We start from the raw sequence: 21373 nt of genomic DNA on the forward strand, positions 1-21373 counted from the left end.
CATGCGACTCCTCACCAGCACACGTACCGCGCTCGCGGCCGTCCTGATCGGCGTCCTCGCCCTCAGCGACTGCTCCGTGCTCGACGGCTCGGGCAGGGCCTCATCCGCCGGACAGGCCGGACAGGCCGGGAAGGGCGCGGATTCGTCGGAGAGCGCGGACTCGGACATCCCGTACGACGTCGTACCGCTGCTCAAGCCGGCGAAGAAGTACTACGGAGCCGCCGTCGAGGGCGCGCCGACCTCCATGAAGGGCGTCGACGCGTACACCGCGATGACCGGCAAGCAGCCGAACCTCGTCGAGTACTACGCGGCCTGGGGCGACGGCTTCGACGCCAGCGGTGTGCGCAACGCCTGGAAGGAGGGCGCCCTGACGCTGATGTCCTGGGAGCCCTTCGACGCCACCCTCGCCGACATCGCGGCCGGCACGTCGGACGCGTACATCAAGAAGTACGCGACCGCGGTCCGCAAGCTGAACCTGCCCGTGGTGATCGACTTCGCCGACGAGTTCAACGGCAACTGGGAGAAGTGGGGTACGAAGTACGTCACCCCCAAGCAGTACGTGGCCGCCTGGCGGCACATCCACGACACGTTCCTCGACGCCGGTGCCTCGAACGTGATCTGGGCCTGGACGCCCAACATCATCAACCCGGCCAAGAGCGTGCGGCTGGAGCCGTACTACCCGGGCGACGCCTACGTCGACTGGGTCGGCCTCGTCGGCTACTGGACGCTCGGGCAGGACAACGCCTTCAGCAGCGTCTTCGGGCCGACCGTCGACGAGATCCGTGCCTTCACCAAGAAGCCCATGATCCTGGCGGAGACCGCCGCGATGGCGGGTGAGCGGCGCCGGGCCGACATCCGCAACCTGTTCGCGGGCGTGGAGGCCGACGACACCATGCTCGGCTTCATCTGGTTCAACCACAAGAAGCGTGCCGACTGGCGGTTGGAGGCGAGCCCGCTGGCGCTGCAGGAGTTCAAGCGCCTGGCCGCCGACGACCGTTTCGGCTTCGACGTACGGAAGCCGTGATGACCTCCCGCCCCGATCACTACACACCGCAGCCCTACGATCCCTACGAGGACGACGGCAGCTGGTTCAACTCCGACGGCCGGGCGCCGCGGCAGCAGTACCAGCAGGAGCAGTACCAGCAGGCGGAGCACGGGTACGGGTACGGGTACGACGGCGGGCAGCACCCCCCTCAGGGGCAGCAGCCTCAGCAGCCGTACGCGCCCGCCGTCCCGCAGCAGCCGCAGAGCGGCCATGACGACCAGCCGACGTACGCCCTGCGCACGGTCCAGTACCAGCAGGTGCCGGACGACGAGCCCGGCTACCACATCCCCGAGACGCCGGACGCCGGCTGGGACGACACCCCGAGCAGACGGCGGTCGTGGGTCAGCCGCGGTGTCCTGGCGGTCGTCCTGCTCATCCAGGCCGTGCTGTCGCTGCGGCTGTCCAACACGGCGTTCCAGGACGAGGCCCTGTACCTCGCGGCGGGCCACAACATCATGGAGCACTGGGCGAACGGCACCCCGCTGCACAGCGGGTACGAGTCGTACTTCTCCGGCTCGCCGATGCTGTACCCGGTCGTCGCGGCCGTCGTCGACGGGTACTTCGGGCTGTCCGGGGCCCGGCTGCTGAGCCTGGTGTGCATGCTGGGCGCGACCGCGCTGCTGTACTCCTTCACCCGGCGCATGTTCAACGAGCGGGTCGCCCTGGTCGCCGCGGCGCTGTTCGCGGTCACCCAGCCGACCATCGTGCTCGGCTGGTTCGCCACCTACGACGCCCCGGCCATCTTCCTGCTGGCGCTGGCCGCGTGGATCGTCGTCCGCACCAACAAGGCACCCGCGATCGCCGTGCTGCTCGCGGCGCCGGTGATGGTGCTGGCGGTCGCGGTGAAGTACGCGTCCGCGCTGTACGTGCCCACCCTCGTCGTGCTCGCCGCGCTCACCGCCTGGCACCACAAGGGCTGGCGGTGTCTGCTGCGGGCGTCCCTGCTCGGCCTCGGCACCGCCGCGCTGGCCGGCGTCGGCCTGATGTACACCGATGTGCTCGCCGGTGTGAAGCAGACGACCACCAACCGTGCCCACGGCACCGACACCGCCGTGTCCCTGGTGCAGAAGTCGGCGGAATGGGGCGGGCTGATGTTCGCCGCCGCCGTCGCGGGCGCGGTCGCCTACACGCTGCGCGGCCGGATGAACGAGTCGCCGCGCTCCCACGGCCTGGCGGGCCCCGGCTGGCGCTGGCGTGCCCTGACGGGCCTGGTGCTGGCGGGCACCGCCCTGCTGGCCCCGGCGTACCAGATCCACCTCAGCACGTCCGTCTCGCTCTACAAGCACCTCGACTTCGGACTGCTCTTCGCGGCCCCCATGGCCGGCGTCGGCGTGATCCGGCTGGTCGGCAAGCACTTCCGCTATCCGCAGCTGGGCATCCTGCTCTGGGTCACCGCGCTGTGCCTCGGTGTCTCGCAGTCGGAGTGGCGGTTCGGTCTGTGGCCGGACTCCACACCGCTCGTGAAGGCGATCGAGCCGTACATGAAGCCCAAGGGCAAGTACCTCGGCGCCACCTACGAGGTGCCCGTCTACTACCTGCGGGACAAGACGGACCAGGACCAGTGGACGTCGACGTACGGCATCGGCTACTCGGACAGGAACGGCACGATCCACCACGGACAGGAGGGGTACCGGCTCGCCATCCAGGCCGGCTACTTCGACCTGGTCGTCCTGGACGGCATCGCGACGCCGGACCTCGAGGACTACCTCGAACAGCAGGTGACCAGGAACGGGAGCTACCGCCTGGTCGGCAAGATCCCGTTCGAGCTCAGCTCGGGCGGTACCGGCTCGTACCAGATCTGGACGAAGACGTCATGAGCCGGTCGCCCGCCGCTGTTCCTGTCCCCTTCCGCAGTCACGAAAGGCCGTACCCATGCGGCTCACTGTCATCGGCACCGGCTACCTCGGTGCCACCCACGCCGCCTGCATGGCGGAGCTCGGGCACGAGGTGCTCGGGGTCGACGTGGACCCGGACAAGGTCGCCGCGCTGCGGGCGGGGCGGGTGCCGTTCCACGAGCCGGGGCTGCCCGGGCTGATCGCGAAGCACACGGCGAGCGGGCGGCTGCGGTTCACGACCGACTACGCGGAGGCGGGCGCCTTCGGCGAGGTGCACTTCGTGTGCGTCGGCACCCCGCAGCGGTCCGGTTCCGAGGGCGCCGACCTGACCTACGTCGACGCGGCCTTCGCGGCGATCGCCGGGCACGCGGCGCCCGGCGCGCTGCTCGTCGGCAAGTCGACCGTGCCGGTCGGGACGGCCGGGCGGCTGGCCGCGGCCCTCGACGCCGAGGTCGCCTGGAATCCCGAGTTCCTGCGGGAGGGGTTCGCGGTCGAGGACACGCTGCGGCCCGACCGGCTGGTGTTCGGGGTGGGGTCGGCACGTGCCGAATCGATTCTGCGCGCGGTGTACGCGCCTGTGCTGGCCGCCGGGGCCCCTCTCGTGGTCGCCGACTTCCCGACCGCCGAGCTGGTCAAGACGGCCGCCAACGCCTTCCTCGCCACCAAGATCTCCTTCATCAACGCGATGGCCGAGGTCTGCGAGGCGGCCGGCGGCGACGTCGGCGTCCTCGCCGAGGCGATCGGGTACGACGACCGGATCGGCCGTAAGTTCCTGCGGGCCGGCGTCGGTTTCGGCGGCGGCTGCCTGCCCAAGGACATCCGCGCCTTCGCCCACCGCGCCGACGAACTGGGCGTGTCGCTGGCGTTCCTGCGCGAGGTCGACGCGATCAACCTGCGCCGCCGCGACAAGGTCGTCGCACTGGCCCGGGAACTGTGCGGGGGTGCGGTCCAGGGCGCCCGTGTCGCCGTACTCGGCGCGGCCTTCAAACCGGACTCGGACGACATCCGGGACTCGCCCGCGCTCGACGTCGCCGCCCGGCTGCGCCTGGAGGGGGCCGACGTCACGGTCTACGACCCCGAGGCGCTGGACAACGCCCGCAAGGCGTTCCCGCTGCTCGGCTACGCCCTGTCAGCCGAGGAGGCGCTCAGGGGGGCCGACCTCGTGCTGCATCTGACGGAGTGGCCGCAGTTCCGGGAGATCGACCCGGAGCGCGCCGCCACGCTGGTCGGCCGGCCGCGGATCGTGGACGGGCGGGGTGCGCTCGACGCGGACCGCTGGACCGCGGCGGGCTGGCATTTCCGGGCGCTGGGCAGACCCGCGCCCGCTGGGGAGAGGCCCGCCACGGGTCTCCCGGGGGAGGAGAAGAGAAGACCATGACGGAGCTCGACAGAGACCCCGGCGTACCGGTCACCGTGGTGATGCCGACCTACAACGAGGCGGCGAACCTGCCCCGGATGGCGGAGCTGGTCCTCGGCCTGCCCGTCTCCGGGCTGCATCTGAAGATCGTCGACGACTCCAGCCCGGACGGCACCGGGCGGATCGCCGAGGAGCTCGCGGAGAAGTACAACGCCGGCCGGCCCGCCGGGCGGCACCGCATGAGCGTGCTGCACCGGACCGAGAAGGACGGCCTCGGGCGGGCGTACGTCGCCGGGATGACCGCGGCGCTGGCGGAGGGCGCCGCGTACGTCGTCCAGATGGACGCCGACGGCAGCCACCCCGCGGAGGCGGTCGTCCGGATGCTCGACGCGGCCCTGACCGAGGGGGCGGGCCTGGTCGTCGGCAGCCGGTACGTGGCGGGCGGCTCGCTGGACGAGGAGTGGGGCAGGCACCGCGTCCTGCTCTCCCGGTTCGCCAACCGCTACGCCCGGACCGTGCTCGGCACCGAGATCCGGGACATCACGGCCGGATTCAACCTGTGGTCCGCGGCCACCCTGAAGGACGTGGACCTGACCACCCTGGACAGTGCCGGCTACAGCTTCCAGGTCGAGCTGAAGTTCAAGGCCGTCCGGGCCGGGCACCGCGCCGTCGAGGTCCCGATCCGCTTCGAGGAGCGGACCGAGGGCGTGTCCAAGATGAGCCTCGCGACCCAGATCGAGTCCGCGGTGATGCCGCTGCGGCTGCGCCTGCGCCACCGGCAGAGCCGTACGGGACAGTGAGCGGGCGGCACGCGCTCCCCTCCCGGTGGGGGAGCCTGTACCGCGAGATCGCGAAGTTCGGCCTGGTGGGGCTCACGGGATGCGTCGTCAATCTCGCGGTCTTCAACCTCGTCAGGACCGTCGCCCACTGGCAGCCGGTGCGCGCGAGCGTGCTCGCGACGGCCTGCGCCGTGCTGGGCAACTACGTGGGCCTGCGGTACTTCGCCTACCGGGACCGCGACCGGGACCGTGACCGCGACCTCGACGGTGATCGGGGCGACCGCGGCGGCCGGAAGGAGCTGGGTCTCTTCCTCTTCTTTAGCGCGGTCGGCCTGGTCATCGAGAACGGGGTCCTCTACGCGACCACCTACGGGTTCGGCTGGCAGGGCACGCTCGCCTACAACGTCAGCAAGTTCCTCGGCATCGGCATCGCGACCCTGTTCCGCTTCTGGTCCTACCGCACCTGGGTCTTCAGGACCGCCGCCGGCCCCTCGTCGCGCACGGTCGCGCGCGGCGAGCCCCAGGAGCCGGTGCTGCAGGTCTCCTGGGAGCGGAGCTGACCGGAGGTGTCCGGGATCACTGGTTGGCGGCGGCCGAGGCCTGGGCCTCGCCGCGCCTGCGTATCTGGCGGAAGGTGAACTCGGCCAGGTCGTCACCGGTCCGGAAGACCTTGGTGTCCTTGGTGGTGACGTCCTTGCCGTTGACGAAGCCGGTGGTGGTGAAGTAGGCGTAGCGGCCGTAGGAGTTGGCCGTCGTACGGCAGACGCCGGAGTCGCAGAAGGTCTTCACACCGGCGCCGGCGAGCGCCGTGACGAAGCCCTTCTTGTCGGCCTGGGTCTTGGCCTTGGTGGCCTGGGCCTCGGTGTTGAAGACGGCCACGCCGACCGTCACCGCGACGCCGTCCTTGCTGTACGTGACGCGCAGCACCCGGGTGCAGTTGTTCTTGGTGAGGACGCCGGCGAGGGTGCCCTTGGCGACCGAGGCGCAGTTCTTGGTGTCGGCCGTGGCGCCCTTCTTGTAGACCGTCTCGCCCATGGTCAGCTGGGTGCCCGGGAAGAGGGTCTCGGCGCTCAGCGGTGCGGTGTCCTTCTGCACGCTGGCTATGAAGTCCTGCGGGTCGAGCGGCGGCGGAGCGCTGGTCGGCGCGAAGGACGGCGCCGAGTCCGCCGAGTCGCTCGGCAGCGACTGGCTCGCGGGCAGGTTCGTGGGCGTGCCGGAGGCGGTGTTGTCGCCGTTCGCGGACACCACGGCCATGGCGACGGCGGTGCCGATCGCCAGCGTGGCGACCACACCGCCGCCGATGAACAGCACTCTGCGCCGCTTGTTCCGCGTTTCCGAGGCATCCGCGAGCGCGGCCCAGTCCGGAGTGGGTCCGGAGCTGTCGCGCCAGGGCTGCTGAGACTGCGGTTTCCAGGGATCCCACTGGGACTGGGGTCCCCCCTGCCCATAAGTCATGGGGCGCATCTTAGACGGCGTACAGGGGGTGCCGGTGCGACAGTACGAACGGTGATAGTGGACCTTTGGGGCACGGGGGAGCATCCCGGCGTCATTGCGCGCCGCCGAGGCTCGCGGGGACTCGTTTTGACCCGCCTGGGCCCGTCCTTGTACGCTTGCTCTTCGTTGTGTATTGGCTCGCTCATTTTCACGGGAGTGGCCTCTACCTAGGTTCCCTGGAGCAGTTACCAGTGGGCGGCATACGGGCATCGTTCCCGGCATTGTCGTCCCCAGCTGCACGATCGCTTCAGTGATGCCATGTGTCAGCACCCATCCACTGAAGAAGAAGGCTGCGAAGTGCGTACGTACAGCCCCAAGCCCGGCGATGTGACTCGCCAGTGGCACGTCATTGACGCTCAGGACGTCGTCCTGGGCCGTCTCGCCACCACCGCCGCGTCCCTTCTCCGCGGCAAGCACAAGCCGATCTACGCGCCCCACGTCGACACCGGTGACTTCGTCATCATCATCAACGCCGACAAGGTGCACCTCTCCGGCAACAAGCGGACCCAGAAGATGGCGTACCGCCACTCCGGCTACCCGGGTGGTCTGCGCTCCGTCCGCTACGACGAGCTGCTGGACAAGAACCCCGAGAAGGCCATCGAGAAGGCCGTCAAGGGCATGCTCCCCAAGAACACGCTGGGCCGTCAGATGCTCTCGAAGCTGAAGGTCTACAAGGGTGACGTGCACCCGCACGCTGCGCAGCAGCCGGTGCCGTTCGAGATCACCCAGGTCGCGCAGTAGTTCCGGCCACCCCCTAAGACAGAAAAGAATCTGAGGAGCATCGTGGCCGAGACCACTGTTGAGCAGCCGGTCGAAGAGACCGAGACCGAGCTCGTCGACATCGACAGCTACACCACCGAGTCCGAGGTGCCCGTCGAGGGCGAGTACACCTCCGAGTCTCTCGCGTCCCGCTTCGGCGACCCGCAGCCGGCCGCCGGCCTGGGCCGTCGCAAGAACGCCATCGCCCGCGTCCGGATCGTCCCGGGCACCGGCAAGTGGAAGATCAACGGTCGCACCCTCGAGGACTACTTCCCGAACAAGGTGCACCAGCAGGAAGTCAACGAGCCCTTCAAGGTGCTCGAGCTCGAGGGCCGTTACGACGTCGTCGCCCGCATCGCCGGTGGCGGTGTCTCCGGTCAGGCCGGTGCGCTCCGTCTCGGTGTCGCCCGCGCGCTGAACGAGGCCGACGTCGACAACAACCGCGGCCCGCTCAAGAAGGCCGGCTTCCTCAAGCGCGACGACCGTGCGGTCGAGCGCAAGAAGGCCGGTCTGAAGAAGGCCCGCAAGGCCCCGCAGTACAGCAAGCGCTAATCTCAGTCGCCTGCACGTACTCCGAACGCCCCGGCGGCACGCCACATGTGCCGTCGGGGCGTTCGTTTATCCCGGCCAAGGGCGTATAACGACACAAGACGCTCAAAGGCTGGTGTGATCGCATGACAAAGCGCCTGCCATCATGTCCTGGCAGCAAGGACGCTTCCTCAGGAGGACAAGTGGGACGACTCTTCGGCACGGACGGCGTGCGCGGTGTCGCCAACGCGGACCTGACCGCCGAAATGGCGCTCGGCCTGTCCGTCGCGGCGGCGCACGTGCTGGCCGAGACGGGCACGTTCGAGGGCCACCGGCCGACGGCGGTCGTCGGACGGGATCCGCGTGCGTCCGGGGAGTTCCTGGAGGCGGCCGTGGTCGCGGGCCTGGCCAGCGCCGGCGTGGACGTCCTGCGGGTCGGTGTCCTGCCGACACCCGCCGTCGCCTACCTCACCGGCGAGCTCGGCGCCGACCTCGGTGTCATGCTCTCCGCCAGCCACAACGCCATGCCCGACAACGGCATCAAGTTCCTCGCCCGCGGCGGGCACAAGCTCGACGACGAGCTCGAGGACAAGATCGAGGCCGTGTACGAGTCCCACCGGCACGGCGAGCCGTGGGAGCGGCCGACCGGCTCGGGCGTCGGGCGGGTGCGGTCGTACGACGAGGGCTCCGAGCAGTACGTCGGTCACCTGCTGTCCGTCCTGCCGAACCGGCTCGACGGTCTGAAGATCGTTCTGGACGAAGCGCACGGCGCGGCCGCGGGGGTCTCGCCGGAGGCGTTCCGGCAGGCGGGCGCGGAGATCGTCACCATCGGCGCGGAGCCGGACGGGCTCAACATCAACGCCGGCTGCGGCTCCACGCATCTCGGCCCGCTGAAGGCCGCGGTCGTCGAGCACGGGGCGGACTTCGGCATCGCGCACGACGGGGACGCGGACCGCTGTCTCGCCGTCGACCACGCCGGTGAGGAGATCGACGGCGACCAGATCATGGCCGTAATCGCGCTCTCCCTGCGCGAGCGGGGCGCGCTGCGCGCCGACACCGTCGTCGCCACCGTGATGTCCAACCTCGGCTTCAAGCTGGCGCTGGAGCGGGAGGGGCTGCAGCTCGTCCAGACCGCGGTCGGCGACCGGTACGTCCTGGAGGAGATGAAGGAGCACGGCTACGCCCTCGGCGGCGAGCAGTCCGGGCACGTCATCATCCTCGACCACGCGACGACCGGCGACGGCACGCTGACCGGGCTGCTGCTGGCGGCGCGGGTCGCGCAGACCGGGAAGTCCCTGCGGGAGCTGGCCGGGGTGATGGAGCGGCTGCCGCAGGTGCTCATCAATGTGCCGGACGTGGACAGGGCCCGGGTCCGGACCTCGGCGGACCTCGCCGCCGCGGTCGCCGAGGCGGAGCGGGAGCTGGGGGCGACGGGGCGGGTCCTGCTCCGGCCCTCCGGGACCGAGCCGTTGGTACGGGTGATGGTCGAGGCGGCCGATATCGAGCAGGCCCGGTCGGTGGCGGGGCGGTTGGCCGACGCCGTCAAGTCCGCGCTGGGGTAGGTCGTTTTTCCGGGTTCGGGGTGCCGGGGATGTGCGTGGCGGGCTGACGGTTCGTCGTGGCTGGTCGCGCAGTTCCTCCCCCAGCCTTCGGCCGGGGGTACCCCCAGCGCCCCTTTGGGGCGCGTTGGCCCCTAGCTCGGTTTTCTCCACAGCCATTTCTGGGCGATGAGCGTCGCCGTGCCTGCCAGGACGATTCCCAGCAGGTTCAGGAGCAGTTGCTCGGTCGAGCCCCATGCCTGGCGGTACTCGCTGTACGCGAAGGCCACCGCCGCGTTGGCCGCTGCCGGGACCGTGGTCACCGAGATCGCCACGCCCACCAGCGCGCCCGACTTGGCCGAGGTCAGGGAGAGTATGCCCGCGATACCGGCCAGGACCGCCACCACGAACGAGAACGCGTCCGGGCGGTAGATGAAGTTGGTGTTCGGGCGCTCCGCCTCCAGCTGGACCCTGGTGAACAGGCCCATGACGTCCATCAGGTGGGTGAAGCCGACCGTCGCCAGCATCGCCACCGCGAAGCCGACGAGCAGTGCGGTCAGGGAGCGGAGCGCCAGGCGGGGGTGACGCTGGACCAGCGCCGTGCAGATGCCGGCCAGCGGGCCGAACTCCGGGCCCACCGCCATCGCCCCCACGATCAGGATCGCGTTGTCCAGGACGACGCCGCAGGCCGCGATCATCGTGGCCAGCGTGATGAAGGCGACGTAGGTGACGGACAGCGTCGACTCCTCGTGGGTCGCGTCCGTCAGCCCCTCCCACAGGACCGCGTCGGCGCCCTCGCCCGGCGCCTCCGCCTCGGCCTTGTCGGCCCGGTGGGAGAGGGACAGGTCGATGTTCTCCACGGCGATCGAGCCGGTCCGGTCGAGGTCCAACGCCCTTAGGGCGCCGATGAGTTCGTCGCCCGCCTCGCGGGCCACGTCGCACAGCACGACGTCTCCGGCGGGGTTGCGGGCGGCGCCCGGCAGGACGACGAGGTGGGCCGTGCCGACCGTTGTCTCGATCAGCCGGACCACGTCGTCCGTGCGGTCCGCCGGGGTGATCAGGCGCAGATGCAGCATGGCGCCTTTCTAACAGGCTCTGGCAGGTGGGGGTGTCAGAGCTTGCGGAGCCTCAGCCGCTGCACCTTGTGGTCCGGGCCCTTTCTGACGACCAGGGTGGCGCGGCCGCGGGTGGGGGCGATGTTCTCCACCAGGTTGGGCTTGTTGATGGTCCGCCAGAGGCCGCGGGCGTAGTCCAGGGCCTCCTCCTCCGACACCTGGGTGTACTTGCGGAAGTACGAGTCCGGGTCCTGGAAGGCGGTCTGGCGCAGTTTCCTGAAGCGGTTGAGGTACCAGCTCTCGATGTCCTCGGCGCTCGCGTCGACGTACACGCTGAAGTCGAAGTAGTCCGCGAGGCCGACCCGGGTGCGGCCGTCCTTGCCGGGGAGCGCGGGCTGCAGGACGTTGAGGCCCTCGACGATCAGGATGTCGGGGCGGCGGACCGTGAGCTTGCGGTCCGGGACGATGTCGTAGATGAGGTGGGAGTAGACGGGGGCGGTGACCTCGTCCTTGCCCGCCTTGATGTCGGCGACGAAGCGGGTGAGGGCCCGGCGGTCGTACGACTCGGGGAAGCCCTTGCGGGACATCAGGCCGCGGGCTTCGAGTTCCTTGGTGGGGAGCAGGAAACCGTCCGTCGTGACCAGTTCGACGCGCGGGTGCTCGGGCCAGCGGGAGAGCAGGGCCTGCAGCAGTCGCGAGACGGTGGACTTGCCGCAGGCCACGGAGCCGGCGACGCCTATCACGAACGGGGTGCCGGACTGGGAGCCCTGTTCGCCGAGGAAGGTGTTCAGCGCGGTTCTGAGGCCGTCCGTGGCGCCGACGTACAGATTGAGCAGCCGGGACAGCGGCAGATAGATGTCCCGCACCTCGTCGAGGTCGATGACGTCGCCGAGGCCACGCAGCTTCTCGACCTCCTCGGCGGAGAGCGGCAGCGGCGTCTTGTCGCGCAGCGCGCTCCACTCGGAACGGGTGAGGTCGACGTAGGGAGTCGCCTCCGGCCTGTGCCGGTGGGCGCTCCGGGAGATCGAGGAGACCGGAGAGATCACATTCCATTGTTAACGGAGTTTGAACGGAACGGCGGGTGGGGTCGGTCACGTGGGGTGTAGGGCGGTCCGGTCGGGCAGACGAATTTCCGATTTCGGGCACGCTGCGCCGTGTTCGGGCGGGGTCCGGCACCTAGGCTGCCGCCCATGTGCGGAATCGTGGGATACGTGGGGGCGCAGTCGGCGCTCGATGTGGTGGTCGCCGGGCTGAAGCGGCTGGAGTACCGGGGGTACGACTCGGCCGGTGTCGCGGTGCTCGCGGACGGCGGGCTGGCCTCGGCGAAGAAGGCCGGGAAGCTGGTCAACCTGGAGAAGGAGCTGCTGGAGCGGCCGCTGCCGACCGGCTCCACCGGCCTCGGCCACACCCGCTGGGCCACCCATGGCGGGCCGACGGACGCCAACGCGCATCCGCACCTCGACAACGCGGGCCGGGTCGCCGTCGTCCACAACGGCATCATCGAGAACTTCGCCGCGCTGCGCGCCGAGTTGGCGGAGCGGGGCCACGACCTGGCCTCGGAGACGGACACCGAGGTGGTCGCGCACCTCATCGCCGAGGAGTTCTCCGGCACCGCCGACCTCGCGGAGGCGATGCGGCTGGTGTGCCGGCGCCTGGAGGGCGCGTTCACGCTGGTCGCGGTGCACGCCGACGCGCCGGACGTGGTCGTGGGCGCGCGCCGGAACTCCCCGCTCGTGGTGGGCGTCGGAGAGGGCGAGGCCTTTCTCGCCTCGGACGTCGCCGCGTTCATCGCCCACACGCGGTCGGCGATCGAACTGGGCCAGGACCAGGTAGTGGAGCTGCGCCGGGACGGCGTGACGGTGACGGGCTTCGACGGCGCCCCGGCGGACGTCAGCCCGTACCACGTCGACTGGGACGCGTCGGCGGCGGAAAAGGGGGGTTATGACTACTTCATGCTCAAGGAGATCGCCGAGCAGCCCAAGGCGGTCGCCGATACGCTCCTGGGCCGCATCGACGCGAACGGCTCGCTGAAGCTCGACGAGGTCCGGATCAGCGCGGCCGAGCTGCGCGAGGTCGGCAAGGTCGTCATCGTGGCGTGCGGTACGGCCTTCCACGCCGGGCTGATCGCCAAGTACGCCATCGAGCACTGGACCCGCATCCCGTGCGAGGTGGAGCTGGCCAGCGAGTTCCGCTACCGCGACCCCATCCTCGACTCGCGCACCCTCGTCATCGCCATCTCGCAGTCCGGCGAGACGATGGACACCCTGATGGCCCTCCGGCACGCCCGCGAGCAGGGCTCCAAGGTGCTGGCCATCTGCAACACCAACGGCTCGACGATCCCGCGCGAGTCGGACGCGGTGCTGTACACCCACGCGGGCCCGGAGGTCGCGGTCGCCTCCACCAAGGCGTTCCTCACCCAGTTGGTCGCCTGCTACCTGGTGGCCCTCTACCTCGGCCAGGTGCGGGGCACCAAGTGGGGCGACGAGATCGGCGCCGTGATCCGGGACCTGTCCCGGATCTCCGACGCGGTGGACCGGGTCCTGGAGACCATGGAGCCGGTGCGGGCGCTGGCGCGTTCCCTGGCCGACAAGAAGACGGTGCTCTTCCTCGGCCGGCACGTCGGCTACCCGGTCGCCCTCGAAGGCGCGCTCAAGCTCAAGGAGCTGGCGTACATGCACGCCGAGGGCTTCGCGGCGGGCGAGCTGAAGCACGGCCCGATCGCGCTGGTCGAGCAGGACCTGCCGGTGGTCGTGGTCGTGCCCTCGCCGCGCGGCCGCTCGGTCCTGCACGACAAGATCGTCTCCAACATCCAGGAGATCCGCGCCCGCGGCGCCCGCACGATCGTGATCGCGGAGGAGGGCGACGAGGCGGTCGCCCCGTACGCCGACCACCTGATCCGCATCCCGGCCACCCCGACCCTTCTCCAGCCCCTCGTCGCGACGGTCCCGCTCCAGGTCTTCGCCTGTGAACTGGCCACCGCCCGGGGCAACGAGGTGGACCAGCCGCGCAACCTGGCGAAGTCGGTCACCGTGGAGTGACCTTAGGGTGCTGACCATGAGCATCATCGGGGTCGGAATCGACGTCGCCGAGATCGACCGGTTCAAGGAGTCGCTGGAGCGGACTCCCGGGCTGGCCGGGCGGCTGTTCGTGGAGCGGGAGCTGTTTCTGCCGAGCGGGGAGCGGCGCGGTGTCGCCTCGCTCGCGGTGCGGTTCGCGGCGAAGGAGGCGCTGGCCAAGGCGCTGGGCGCACCGCCCGGGCTGCTCTGGACGGACGCGGAGGTCGTCGTCGAGGACAGCGGCCGGCCGCGCCTGCAGGTGAAGGGCAGCGTGGCCGCGTGCGCGGCGCAACTCGGCGTGCGGTCGTGGCATGTGTCGCTCAGTCACGACGCGGGGGTGGCGTCGGCGGTGGTGATCGCGGAGGGCTGACCCGCGGGGCCGTCGGCGGATGCGCGGCCCGCCGGTTCCGGGGGAGACTCGGGGCATGCGGACTGCTTACAGCGTGGAGACGGTACGGGCGGCCGAGCGGGAGCTGATGGCGCGGCTGCCGGAGGGGGCGCTGATGCAGCGGGCCGCCGCCGGGCTGGCCGCCGCCTGCGCGGACTTGCTCGGACGGGTGTACGGCAGCCGGGTGGTGCTGCTGGTCGGCAGCGGGGACAACGGCGGCGACGCGCTGTACGCCGGGGCCCGGCTGGCGAAGCGGGGCGCGGGGGTCGCGGCCGTGCTGCTGGCGCCGGAGCGCACGCACGCGGGCGGGCTGGCCGCGCTGCGCCGGGCGGGCGGGACCACCGTACGGGCCGCCGGCGGTGAGGAGTTGATCCTGCGGGCCGATCTCGTCGTCGACGGGATCGTGGGGATCGGCGGGAAGGGCGGGCTGCGGCCCGACGCGGCCGCGCTGGTCGCGGTCGTGGAGCGGTCCCGGGCCGCCGTCGTCGCCGTGGACCTGCCCAGCGGGGTCGAGGCGGACAGCGGTGAGGTGCGGGGGGCGGCGGTACGGGCCGACCTCACCGTCACCTTCGGGACGCACAAGCCGGGGCTGCTGATCGACCCCGCGCGGGAGTACGCGGGTTCGGTACGGCTCGTCGACATCGGGCTCGAACTGCCCGAGCAGGCCGAACTGGAGGCGTTGCAGGACGTGGACGTGGCGCGGCTGCTGCCGGCGCCGTCGGCGGAGAGCGACAAGTACCGGCGGGGCGTGGTCGGGATCGCGGCCGGGTCGGCGCGCTATCCGGGCGCCGCCGTGCTCGCCGTCGCGGGGGCGCTCAGGGGCGGGGCGGGGGCCGTACGGTACGTCGGGTTCGCCGGGGACGAGGTGCTCGCCCGCTTTCCCGAGACGCTGGTGTCGGACGGGGGGCCGCGCAAGGCCGGGCGGGTGCAGGCGTGGGTGGCCGGACCGGGGGTCGGCGACGACGCCGACGCCGTCGCCGAGGTGCTGGCGGAGGAGGTGCCGGTGCTGGTCGACGCGGACGGGCTGCGGCTGGCCGACCGGGACGTGGTGCGGGGGCGTACGGCGCCCACGCTGATGACGCCGCACGCCGGGGAGGCCGCCGCGCTGTTGGGGGTACGGCGTGAGGAGGTCGAGGCCGGCCGGCTCGCGGCGGTGCGGGAGCTGGCGGCGGCCTATCGGGCGACGGTGCTGCTGAAGGGGTCGACGACGCTGGTGGCCTCGGCGGGGGGAGGCGCGGCCGTACGGGTGAACGCGACGGGGACGCCGTGGCTCGCCACCGCCGGGAGCGGGGATGTGCTGTCGGGACTGGCGGGTTCGCTGCTGGCGTCCGGGCTGGACGGGCGGGACGCGGGGAGTGTGGCCGCGTATCTGCACGGGCTCGCGGGGCGGTTCGCGGCGGAGGGGGCGCCGACGGTGGCCCACGAGGTTGCTGCGCAGCTGGGGGCGGCTTGGCGGGGGGTTTTTCCACCCGCCCGCCCGACTCGGTAGGTCGAGAGGTCACCCTAGGGGTGGTTCGGCTGTAGTCCGACTGCGGGTGTGTGGGGGCTTGTCGCGCAGTTCCCCGCGCCCCTCACGGGGCGCTCTGCATCCCCCGGGTGACCTCCCCGCGCGGCTCCCCGGAATCGCGGGCCCCGAGGGGTTGTCTGATCGCATGATCAGTGGACGAATCGTGCGTGATCGGTGTGGTGTGGCTCGCGGTGCCGCGGTCGGGCTCGTCGCCGTCGTGAGCGTTCTCTCCCTCGGTGCCGGAAGTGCCGTCGCCGGCACCCTTCCCGAACCCCCCGCCGCCGTCCCCGAGTCGGACCTGGTGCCCGGAGTCGCGCCCGGGCCGGCGCAGCCCTGGCAGATCGACACCCCCGACCAGATGCTGCCGCCGAAGGTGTACACGCCCAGCGCCAAGGAGGACGCCGTCGAGCCCAAGGCGGCGCCGCCGGGGACGTACGACCTCATCGAGTACGTGCCGCTCAGCGACGCCGCCTCCAAGGTGAGCTGCTCCAAGCTGACGGGGCCGTACCAGAGGCAGATCGAGCAGTGGCTGGGGCTGAAGGCGGACGGGAAGCAGTCCACCGCCGACTGCAAGGCCATCCAGAAGTTCCAGAAGCAGTACAGCATCAAGCCCGCCATCGGGTTCGCCGGTCCGGTGACCTGGTACCAGATGATGCTCCTCTCGGCGAGGAAGAACCCCAACGCCCAGAAGAACTGCCCCGTGAAGTCGTACAAGGTCGCCTGTGTCGATCTCAACCGCCAGGTCACCTGGGTGCAGAAGGGCGGCAAGGTCGTCTTCGGGCCGGTGCCGATGCGCAGCGGGCGCAAGGGGTACGCGACGCGGGCCGGCTGGCACTCCGTCTACTGGCGGCACAAGAACCACTGGTCGACCCTGTACAACTCGCCCATGCCGTACGCCCAGTTCTTCGACGGCGGACAGGCCTTCCACGCCGTCTACGGGTCCATCTACACCACCGTCGGCTCCTGGGGGTGCGTGAACCTCAGGCTCGGCGACGCGAAGAAGCTGTGGAGCGTGTTGAAGAAGGGCGACAAGGTCTACGTGTGGGGCCACCGTACGGGTACCTGAGGTGTCCGGGCCCTGTACGGGGGCCTGCGCCGGAGGGCTGTCAGGGGCCTCTGAGACACTGGGGGCGCGATGAGTGAGACAGCACCTGCACCGACCGCGCCCCTGCGCGCCCGCGCCGAGATCGATCTGGCCGCCCTGCGGGCCAATGTGCGGACCCTGCGTGCCCTCGCGCCGGGCGCGGCCCTGATGGCCGTGGTCAAGTCCGACGCGTACGGCCACGGGGCGGTCCGGTGTGCCCGCGCCGCCGTCGAGGCGGGCGCGAGCTGGCTGGGCACGGCCACCCCGGAGGAGGCCCTGGCGCTGCGCGCGGACCCGGGGCTGCCCGCGGACGTGCGGATCATGTGCTGGCTGTGGACCCCGGGCGGGCCGTGGCGGCAGGCCGTCGAGGCCGGCCTCGACGTGTCGGTGAGCGGGATGTGGGCCCTGCGCGAGGTGGCCGCGGCGGCCGAGGAGGCCGGTCGCCCCGCCCGTGTGCAGCTCAAGGCCGACACCGGGCTCGGGCGCAACGGCTGCCAGCCCGCCGACTGGCCCGAACTGGTCGGCGAGGCGCTGCGCGCCGAGGCCGCGGGGCTGGTCCGGATCACCGGGCTGTGGTCCCACTTCGCCTGCGCCGACGAACCCGGGCACCCCTCCATCGCCGCCCAGCTCACCCTCTTCCGGGAGATGCTCGGCCACGCCGAGGAGCGGGGCGTGCGCCCCGAGGTGCGGCACATCGCCAACTCGCCGGCCACCCTCACCCTCCCCGAGTCCCATTTCGACCTGGTCCGCACGGGCATCGCGCTCTACGGCGTCTCGCCCAGCCCCGAGCTGGGCAGCGCGGCCGACTTCGGCCTGCGCCCGGTGATGACCCTGTCCGCCTCCCTCGCCCTGGTGAAGCACGTACCGGGCGGGCACGGCGTCAGCTACGGGCACCACTACGTCACGCCCGGCGAGACCACCCTCGGCCTCGTCCCCGTCGGCTACGCGGACGGCATCCCGCGGCACGCCTCCGGCACCGGGCCGGTGCTGGTCGGCGGCAAATGGCGGACGGTCGCCGGACGCGTCGCCATGGACCAGTTCGTCGTCGACCTCGGCGGCGACGAGCCCGAAGTCGGCTCCGAGGCCGTGCTGTTCGGCCCCGGCGACCAGGGCGAGCCCACCGCCGAGGACTGGGCCCAGGCCGCCGGCACGATCGCGTACGAAATCGTCACGCGCATCGGAACGCGGGTTCCCCGCGTCTATGTGAACGAGCAACCGAGTGGGCAAGAACCAGGGGACGGCAACTGACCTCCGGGGTTCGTCGGCGGCACAACCCGGTTACACCTGTAACAGCAGCACCAGTCACCTCGTCAGTAACACCCGTATCACCGAACCAGCGAACTGCAGTACGGCGAAGAGGAGCGGTACGTGAGCGAGAGCAGTGCGGAGGCCGTAGCGGACGCCGCGGCGGCCGTCGCCTCCGCCACGGGCGTGGACGGCGGGAACTGGCGCAAGGTGACCGGCGTCGCCGGCGCCGCCATAGGAGTCCTCGCGGCGGGCGCGGCCGCCGGGGTCGCCCTGGAGCGGATGACCGTCGGCCGCGGGATGCGCCGCAAGGCCCGGCTGGCCCTGGACTCCGCGGGACCGTACGGCACGCTGCGCGGCACCCCCGGCAAGGCGTCCGCCGACGACGGCACCGAGCTGTACTACGAGGTCGACGAGGTGGAACCCGACCTCGGCCCGGCCGTCTCGCCGCGCCGCCGCCGGCTCTTCGGCCGCAAGGCGCCCGCTCCCGTCACCGTCGTCTTCAGCCACGGCTACTGCCTCAACCAGGACTCCTGGCACTTCCAGCGCGCGGCCCTGCGCGGGGTCGTCCGCACCGTGCACTGGGACCAGCGCAGCCACGGCCGCTCCGAGCGGGGTGTCGCCCAGCACGAGGACGGCGTGCCCGTCACCATCGACCAGCTCGGCCGGGACCTGAAGGCCGTGCTCGACGCCGCTGTTCCCGAAGGGCCCATCGTCCTTGTCGGGCACTCGATGGGCGGCATGACCGTGATGGCGCTCGCCGCCCAGTACCCCGAGCTGGTACGCGAACGGGTCGTGGCGACGGCTTTCGTGGGTACGTCGTCGGGACGGCTCGGCGAGGTCACCTTCGGGCTGCCCGTCGCCGGCGTCAACGCGGTGCGCCGGGTGCTGCCCGGAGTACTGAAGGCGCTGGGGGCGCAGGCCGCGCTGGTGGAGAAGGGCCGACGGGTCACGGCCGACCTCTTCGCCGGGATCATCAAGCGGTACTCGTTCGCGTCCAGGGACGTCGACCCGGCGGTCGAGCGGTTCGCCGAGCGGATGATCGAGTCCACGCCCATCGACGTGGTCGCCGAGTTCTACCCGGCCTTCGTCGACCACGACAAGACCGCGGCCCTCGCCCACTTCCAGAAGATTCCCGTGCTGGTGCTGGCCGGGGTGCAGGACCTTGTCACGCCCAGCGAGCACAGCGAGGTCATCGCTGACCTGCTGCCCGACGCCGAGCTGGTACTCGTCTCGGACGCCGGGCACCTGGTCATGCTGGAGCACCCGGAAGTGGTCATAGACCGCCTCGCTGATTTGCTCGCCCGCGCTGGGGCAGTGCCACTTGCGGCTACGGTAAGTGGCTGTGACTCCGCCTCCTCCTGAGAGGTGGCTTCCAGCCTTCCGGCTGCGGTCCAGCCCGGACCGGTCCCTCACGGGATGTCATCAGTGTACTACTGCAAGTGAGTGACGATGGAATCAATCGCCGCACCGCACAACTCTGCTGAGACCCCGCTGACCATCACCTCTCCCGAACAGATGGGGGAGCTGGGCCGCCGACTGGCCAAGTTGCTGCGCGCCGGTGATCTCGTGATGCTCAGCGGGGAGCTCGGCGCCGGCAAGACGACGCTGACCCGCGGGCTGGGCGAGGGGCTCGGCGTGCGCGGGGCCGTCACCTCGCCGACGTTCGTCATCGCCCGCGTGCATCCGTCCCTGGGGGACGGGCCGCCGCTCGTCCACGTCGACGCGTACCGCCTGGGCGGCGGGCTCGACGAGATGGAGGACCTCGACCTCGACGTCTCGCTGTCCGATTCCGTGATCGTCGTGGAGTGGGGCGAGGGCAAGGTCGAGGAGCTGACCGAGGACCGGCTCATGGTCCGGATCCACCGGGCGGTCGGGGACACGGCCGACGAGGTACGGCACGTGACCCTGGCGGGGCTGGGGGAGCGGTGGGCCGGGGTGGATCTGGGGGTGCTCTCCGCCTGAGGACCTCGTGAACATTCCGACAGGGCGTCGGCAAGATGTTGCGTCGGGCGTATCGGGCGTGGTCACATGGTACCCAGCTCGTAGTTAGGTGTACCTAACTACATCCGCCCCCGTACCTCAGGAGGCGCCCATGTCCACGGGGTCGTGCCCGGAGAGGCCGCCGGTTGTGGTGGCCGGAGTGTCGATGCGTGAGCTGCTGGCGGCCTGTGCGGCCGCTGACGCGGTGTCTCGGCCGCCTAGAGCGCCGGTCGCTCCGCGGGTTGAGCAGAAACGTAAGGCGGCGTAGGCGGATGCTGCGGGCCGGTGGGGGCTGAGCGCGCAGTTCCCCGCGCCCCTTCGGGGCGCTCAACTCGCGGGGCGCTCAGCGGATCACGATCACCTTGACGCCGATCGTCGCGAACTTCCATACCGCTTCGCCGTCTCGGCGGGTTTCCCGGATGCCGCCCGTTTTCACCGTCGGGTCCGGGGGGTCCGTGGCCGCGTTCGCGGTGACCGCGCTGAAGCCGATCGCCATGCCGTCCTTCGTCGTGGTGAAGCGGACCACGTGTTCGATGGGGAGGCCGTCCGTGCCCGTCACGGCCTTGGCGCGGGACGTCACCCAGTAGGCGCCGGGGGCCGGGTCGAGGGTGCCGGGGTTCACCTTGAAGGTGCGCTCCACGCGGCCCCGCTCGTTGACGAGCCAGACCCGGTCGTCGTCCACCGAGTACACCACCCGTTCACCCGTTCCGGAGGCCGTCGGCAGGGCGGTGGGGTGGCGGCGGTCGCGGGGGGCTTTGGAGGCCGACGCCCCGGGCGCTCCGGGCATGCCGCTCGCCGCCGGTCTGCCGCCCAGGCCGGGCGGGACGGTGGCCGAGGCCTGGTAGGCGAGGAGACCGACCGTCCCGACGGCCGCCGCGGTGAGGCCGGCCACGATTCCCGAGCTGGTCCCTGCCACGTGCGCCACCTCTGCCTCGCCGTCGATCCCGCTGTACGTCTCGCCGTATATGTCGTACTTCGTACAGACCGTAGCAGTCGGTGACCTTCCGTCCCGGGCGCCGTGCTCGCGGCGCAGGAGCCGTAGGCTGTTCGCGTGCTCTTGCTCGCTCTGGATACCGCCACCCCCGCCGTCACCGTCGCGCTGCACGACGGTACGGCCGTCATCGCCTCGTCGAGCCAGGTGGACGCGCGCCGGCACGGCGAGCTGCTGCTGCCGGCCGTCGACCGCGTCCTCGCCGAGGCCGGGGTCACGCTGGACGCCGTCACCGGGATCGTCACAGGCATCGGTCCCGGCCCCTACACCGGCCTGCGGGTCGGTCTGATGACCGCGGACACCTTCGGGCTCGCGCTGGGCGTGCCCGTGCACGGCCTGTGCACGCTCGACGGGCTCGCCTACGCGGCCGACATCGAGAAGGGGCCGTTCGTCGTGGCGACCGACGCCCGTCGCAAAGAGGTCTACTGGGCGACGTACGCCGACTCGCGCACCCGGCTCACGGAACCGGCCGTGGACAGGCCGGGGGACATCGCGGAGAAGGTGGCCGGGCTGCCCGCCGTCGGCGCCGGCGCGCTGCTCTACCCCGACGCCTTCCCGGTCGTGCACGAACCCGAGAACGTCTCCGCCGCGGCCCTCGCCTCGCTCGCCGCCGAGAAGCTGGCCGCGGGCGAGGAACTCCCCGCGCCCCGGCCGCTGTACCTGCGCCGCCCGGACGCCCAGGTGCCCAAGAACTACAAGGTGGTCACGCCCAAGTGACGGCACAGCTGC

At 71.2% G+C, this 21373-nt stretch carries 20 protein-coding genes; 16 read left to right on the forward strand and 4 right to left on the reverse strand.

All coding sequences use genetic code 11. From position 1 onward, the window contains the following. Window position 1 precedes the first annotated feature (1 nt). Genes AB0D85_RS01285 through AB0D85_RS01305 form a run of 5 tightly spaced genes read left to right on the forward strand, consistent with a single transcriptional unit; the run spans window position 2 to window position 5576 of the window. Complete coding sequence (locus tag AB0D85_RS01285) at window positions 2-1024, forward strand: glycosyl hydrolase (protein ID WP_362312188.1); 1023 nt, start codon at window positions 2-4, stop codon at window positions 1022-1024. Then, window positions 1024-2862, forward strand: coding sequence for a glycosyltransferase family 39 protein (locus AB0D85_RS01290; RefSeq protein ID WP_362312190.1), 1839 nt, complete (start codon window positions 1024-1026; stop codon window positions 2860-2862). The genes AB0D85_RS01285 and AB0D85_RS01290 overlap by 1 nt, the downstream gene beginning before the upstream one ends. Before the next feature lie 55 nt (window positions 2863-2917). Then, window positions 2918-4258, forward strand: coding sequence for a UDP-glucose/GDP-mannose dehydrogenase family protein (locus AB0D85_RS01295; protein ID WP_362312192.1), 1341 nt, complete (start codon window positions 2918-2920; stop codon window positions 4256-4258). Next, window positions 4255-5037: a polyprenol monophosphomannose synthase gene (locus AB0D85_RS01300; protein ID WP_362312194.1), complete on the forward strand. Its 783-nt coding sequence runs from the start codon at window positions 4255-4257 to the stop codon at window positions 5035-5037. Before AB0D85_RS01295 ends, AB0D85_RS01300 begins: the two co-directional genes overlap by 4 nt. Beyond that, window positions 5034-5576 (forward strand): GtrA family protein, encoded by a 543-nt coding sequence (locus tag AB0D85_RS01305; protein ID WP_362312196.1) that lies wholly within the window; start codon window positions 5034-5036, stop codon window positions 5574-5576. The genes AB0D85_RS01300 and AB0D85_RS01305 overlap by 4 nt, the downstream gene beginning before the upstream one ends. A gap of 16 nt (window positions 5577-5592) precedes the next feature. Here AB0D85_RS01305 and AB0D85_RS01310 read toward each other — a convergent pair whose 3' ends face one another. Next, the gene (locus AB0D85_RS01310) at window positions 5593-6471 is read right to left on the reverse strand and encodes a hypothetical protein (protein WP_362312197.1); all 879 of its coding nucleotides are present in this window, start codon (window positions 6469-6471) and stop codon (window positions 5593-5595) included. Window positions 6472-6807: 336 nt separating this feature from the next. Between AB0D85_RS01310 and rplM the strand changes: the two genes are divergently transcribed. The 3 genes from rplM (at window position 6808) to glmM (ending at window position 9359) form a co-directional block, all read left to right on the forward strand. Next, on the forward strand, window positions 6808-7251 hold the full coding sequence (gene rplM / locus AB0D85_RS01315; RefSeq protein WP_020941688.1) for a 50S ribosomal protein L13: 444 nt from the start codon (window positions 6808-6810) through the stop codon (window positions 7249-7251). A gap of 42 nt (window positions 7252-7293) precedes the next feature. Then, the gene (gene rpsI / locus AB0D85_RS01320) at window positions 7294-7821 is read left to right on the forward strand and encodes a 30S ribosomal protein S9 (protein ID WP_046730620.1); all 528 of its coding nucleotides are present in this window, start codon (window positions 7294-7296) and stop codon (window positions 7819-7821) included. Between the two features lie 179 nt (window positions 7822-8000). Further along, window positions 8001-9359: a phosphoglucosamine mutase gene (gene glmM / locus AB0D85_RS01325; RefSeq protein WP_362312200.1), complete on the forward strand. Its 1359-nt coding sequence runs from the start codon at window positions 8001-8003 to the stop codon at window positions 9357-9359. 131 nt (window positions 9360-9490) lie between these two features. Here the strand turns inward: glmM and AB0D85_RS01330 are convergent, their stop codons facing one another. Beyond that, a complete protein-coding gene (locus AB0D85_RS01330; protein WP_362312202.1) occupies window positions 9491-10411 on the reverse strand; it encodes a DUF389 domain-containing protein in 921 nt (306 codons plus the stop codon). A gap of 35 nt (window positions 10412-10446) precedes the next feature. Further along, on the reverse strand, window positions 10447-11436 hold the full coding sequence (gene coaA, locus AB0D85_RS01335; protein WP_362312204.1) for a type I pantothenate kinase: 990 nt from the start codon (window positions 11434-11436) through the stop codon (window positions 10447-10449). A gap of 144 nt (window positions 11437-11580) precedes the next feature. Between coaA and glmS the strand changes: the two genes are divergently transcribed. From glmS to tsaE, 7 genes are all read left to right on the forward strand, one after another. Further along, on the forward strand, window positions 11581-13428 hold the full coding sequence (gene glmS, locus AB0D85_RS01340; protein ID WP_362312206.1) for a glutamine--fructose-6-phosphate transaminase (isomerizing): 1848 nt from the start codon (window positions 11581-11583) through the stop codon (window positions 13426-13428). A 16-nt stretch (window positions 13429-13444) separates the two neighbouring features. After that, window positions 13445-13816 (forward strand): holo-ACP synthase, encoded by a 372-nt coding sequence (locus tag AB0D85_RS01345; protein ID WP_362312208.1) that lies wholly within the window; start codon window positions 13445-13447, stop codon window positions 13814-13816. 55 nt (window positions 13817-13871) lie between these two features. Further along, window positions 13872-15323: an NAD(P)H-hydrate dehydratase gene (locus AB0D85_RS01350; protein ID WP_362312210.1), complete on the forward strand. Its 1452-nt coding sequence runs from the start codon at window positions 13872-13874 to the stop codon at window positions 15321-15323. A 235-nt stretch (window positions 15324-15558) separates the two neighbouring features. Continuing rightward, a complete protein-coding gene (locus AB0D85_RS01355) occupies window positions 15559-16407 on the forward strand; it encodes a L,D-transpeptidase (RefSeq protein ID WP_362312212.1) in 849 nt (282 codons plus the stop codon). A gap of 69 nt (window positions 16408-16476) precedes the next feature. Continuing rightward, window positions 16477-17673 carry an alanine racemase gene (gene alr / locus AB0D85_RS01360; RefSeq protein WP_362312214.1) on the forward strand — a complete coding sequence of 399 codons (1197 nt, stop codon included), beginning with the start codon at window positions 16477-16479 and terminating at the stop codon, window positions 17671-17673. A 120-nt stretch (window positions 17674-17793) separates the two neighbouring features. Further along, the gene (locus tag AB0D85_RS01365; protein WP_362312215.1) at window positions 17794-19035 is read left to right on the forward strand and encodes an alpha/beta hydrolase; all 1242 of its coding nucleotides are present in this window, start codon (window positions 17794-17796) and stop codon (window positions 19033-19035) included. Window positions 19036-19122: 87 nt separating this feature from the next. After that, window positions 19123-19635, forward strand: coding sequence for a tRNA (adenosine(37)-N6)-threonylcarbamoyltransferase complex ATPase subunit type 1 TsaE (tsaE, locus tag AB0D85_RS01370; protein ID WP_362312217.1), 513 nt, complete (start codon window positions 19123-19125; stop codon window positions 19633-19635). Between the two features lie 361 nt (window positions 19636-19996). Here tsaE and AB0D85_RS01375 read toward each other — a convergent pair whose 3' ends face one another. Then, window positions 19997-20569, reverse strand: a complete 573-nt coding sequence (locus AB0D85_RS01375) for a hypothetical protein (protein ID WP_362312219.1) — start codon at window positions 20567-20569, stop codon at window positions 19997-19999. A gap of 135 nt (window positions 20570-20704) precedes the next feature. On the opposite strand from AB0D85_RS01375, the gene tsaB reads away from it, so the two are divergent. Further along, window positions 20705-21361: a tRNA (adenosine(37)-N6)-threonylcarbamoyltransferase complex dimerization subunit type 1 TsaB gene (tsaB, locus tag AB0D85_RS01380; RefSeq protein ID WP_362312221.1), complete on the forward strand. Its 657-nt coding sequence runs from the start codon at window positions 20705-20707 to the stop codon at window positions 21359-21361. Window positions 21362-21373: the final 12 nt, after the last annotated feature.

The organism is Streptomyces sp. NPDC048277, from assembly GCF_040652235.1.
GTDB lineage: Bacteria > Actinomycetota > Actinomycetes > Streptomycetales > Streptomycetaceae > Streptomyces.

Bases quoted from the DNA above. Each gene is read 5' to 3' on its own strand.
- AB0D85_RS01285 (WP_362312188.1), top strand. From the start codon at position 2: ATGCGACTCCTCACCAGCACACGTACCGCGCTCGCGGCCGTCCTGATC.
- AB0D85_RS01290 (WP_362312190.1), top strand. From the start codon at position 1,024: ATGACCTCCCGCCCCGATCACTACACACCGCAGCCCTACGATCCCTAC.
- AB0D85_RS01295 (WP_362312192.1), top strand. From the start codon at position 2,918: ATGCGGCTCACTGTCATCGGCACCGGCTACCTCGGTGCCACCCACGCC.
- AB0D85_RS01300 (WP_362312194.1), top strand. From the start codon at position 4,255: ATGACGGAGCTCGACAGAGACCCCGGCGTACCGGTCACCGTGGTGATG.
- AB0D85_RS01310 (WP_362312197.1), bottom strand. From the start codon at position 6,471: ATGACTTATGGGCAGGGGGGACCCCAGTCCCAGTGGGATCCCTGGAAA.
- AB0D85_RS01330 (WP_362312202.1), bottom strand. From the start codon at position 10,411: ATGCTGCATCTGCGCCTGATCACCCCGGCGGACCGCACGGACGACGTG.
- glmS (WP_362312206.1), top strand. From the start codon at position 11,581: ATGTGCGGAATCGTGGGATACGTGGGGGCGCAGTCGGCGCTCGATGTG.
- AB0D85_RS01345 (WP_362312208.1), top strand. From the start codon at position 13,445: ATGAGCATCATCGGGGTCGGAATCGACGTCGCCGAGATCGACCGGTTC.
- AB0D85_RS01350 (WP_362312210.1), top strand. From the start codon at position 13,872: ATGCGGACTGCTTACAGCGTGGAGACGGTACGGGCGGCCGAGCGGGAG.
- alr (WP_362312214.1), top strand. From the start codon at position 16,477: ATGAGTGAGACAGCACCTGCACCGACCGCGCCCCTGCGCGCCCGCGCC.
- tsaE (WP_362312217.1), top strand. From the start codon at position 19,123: ATGGAATCAATCGCCGCACCGCACAACTCTGCTGAGACCCCGCTGACC.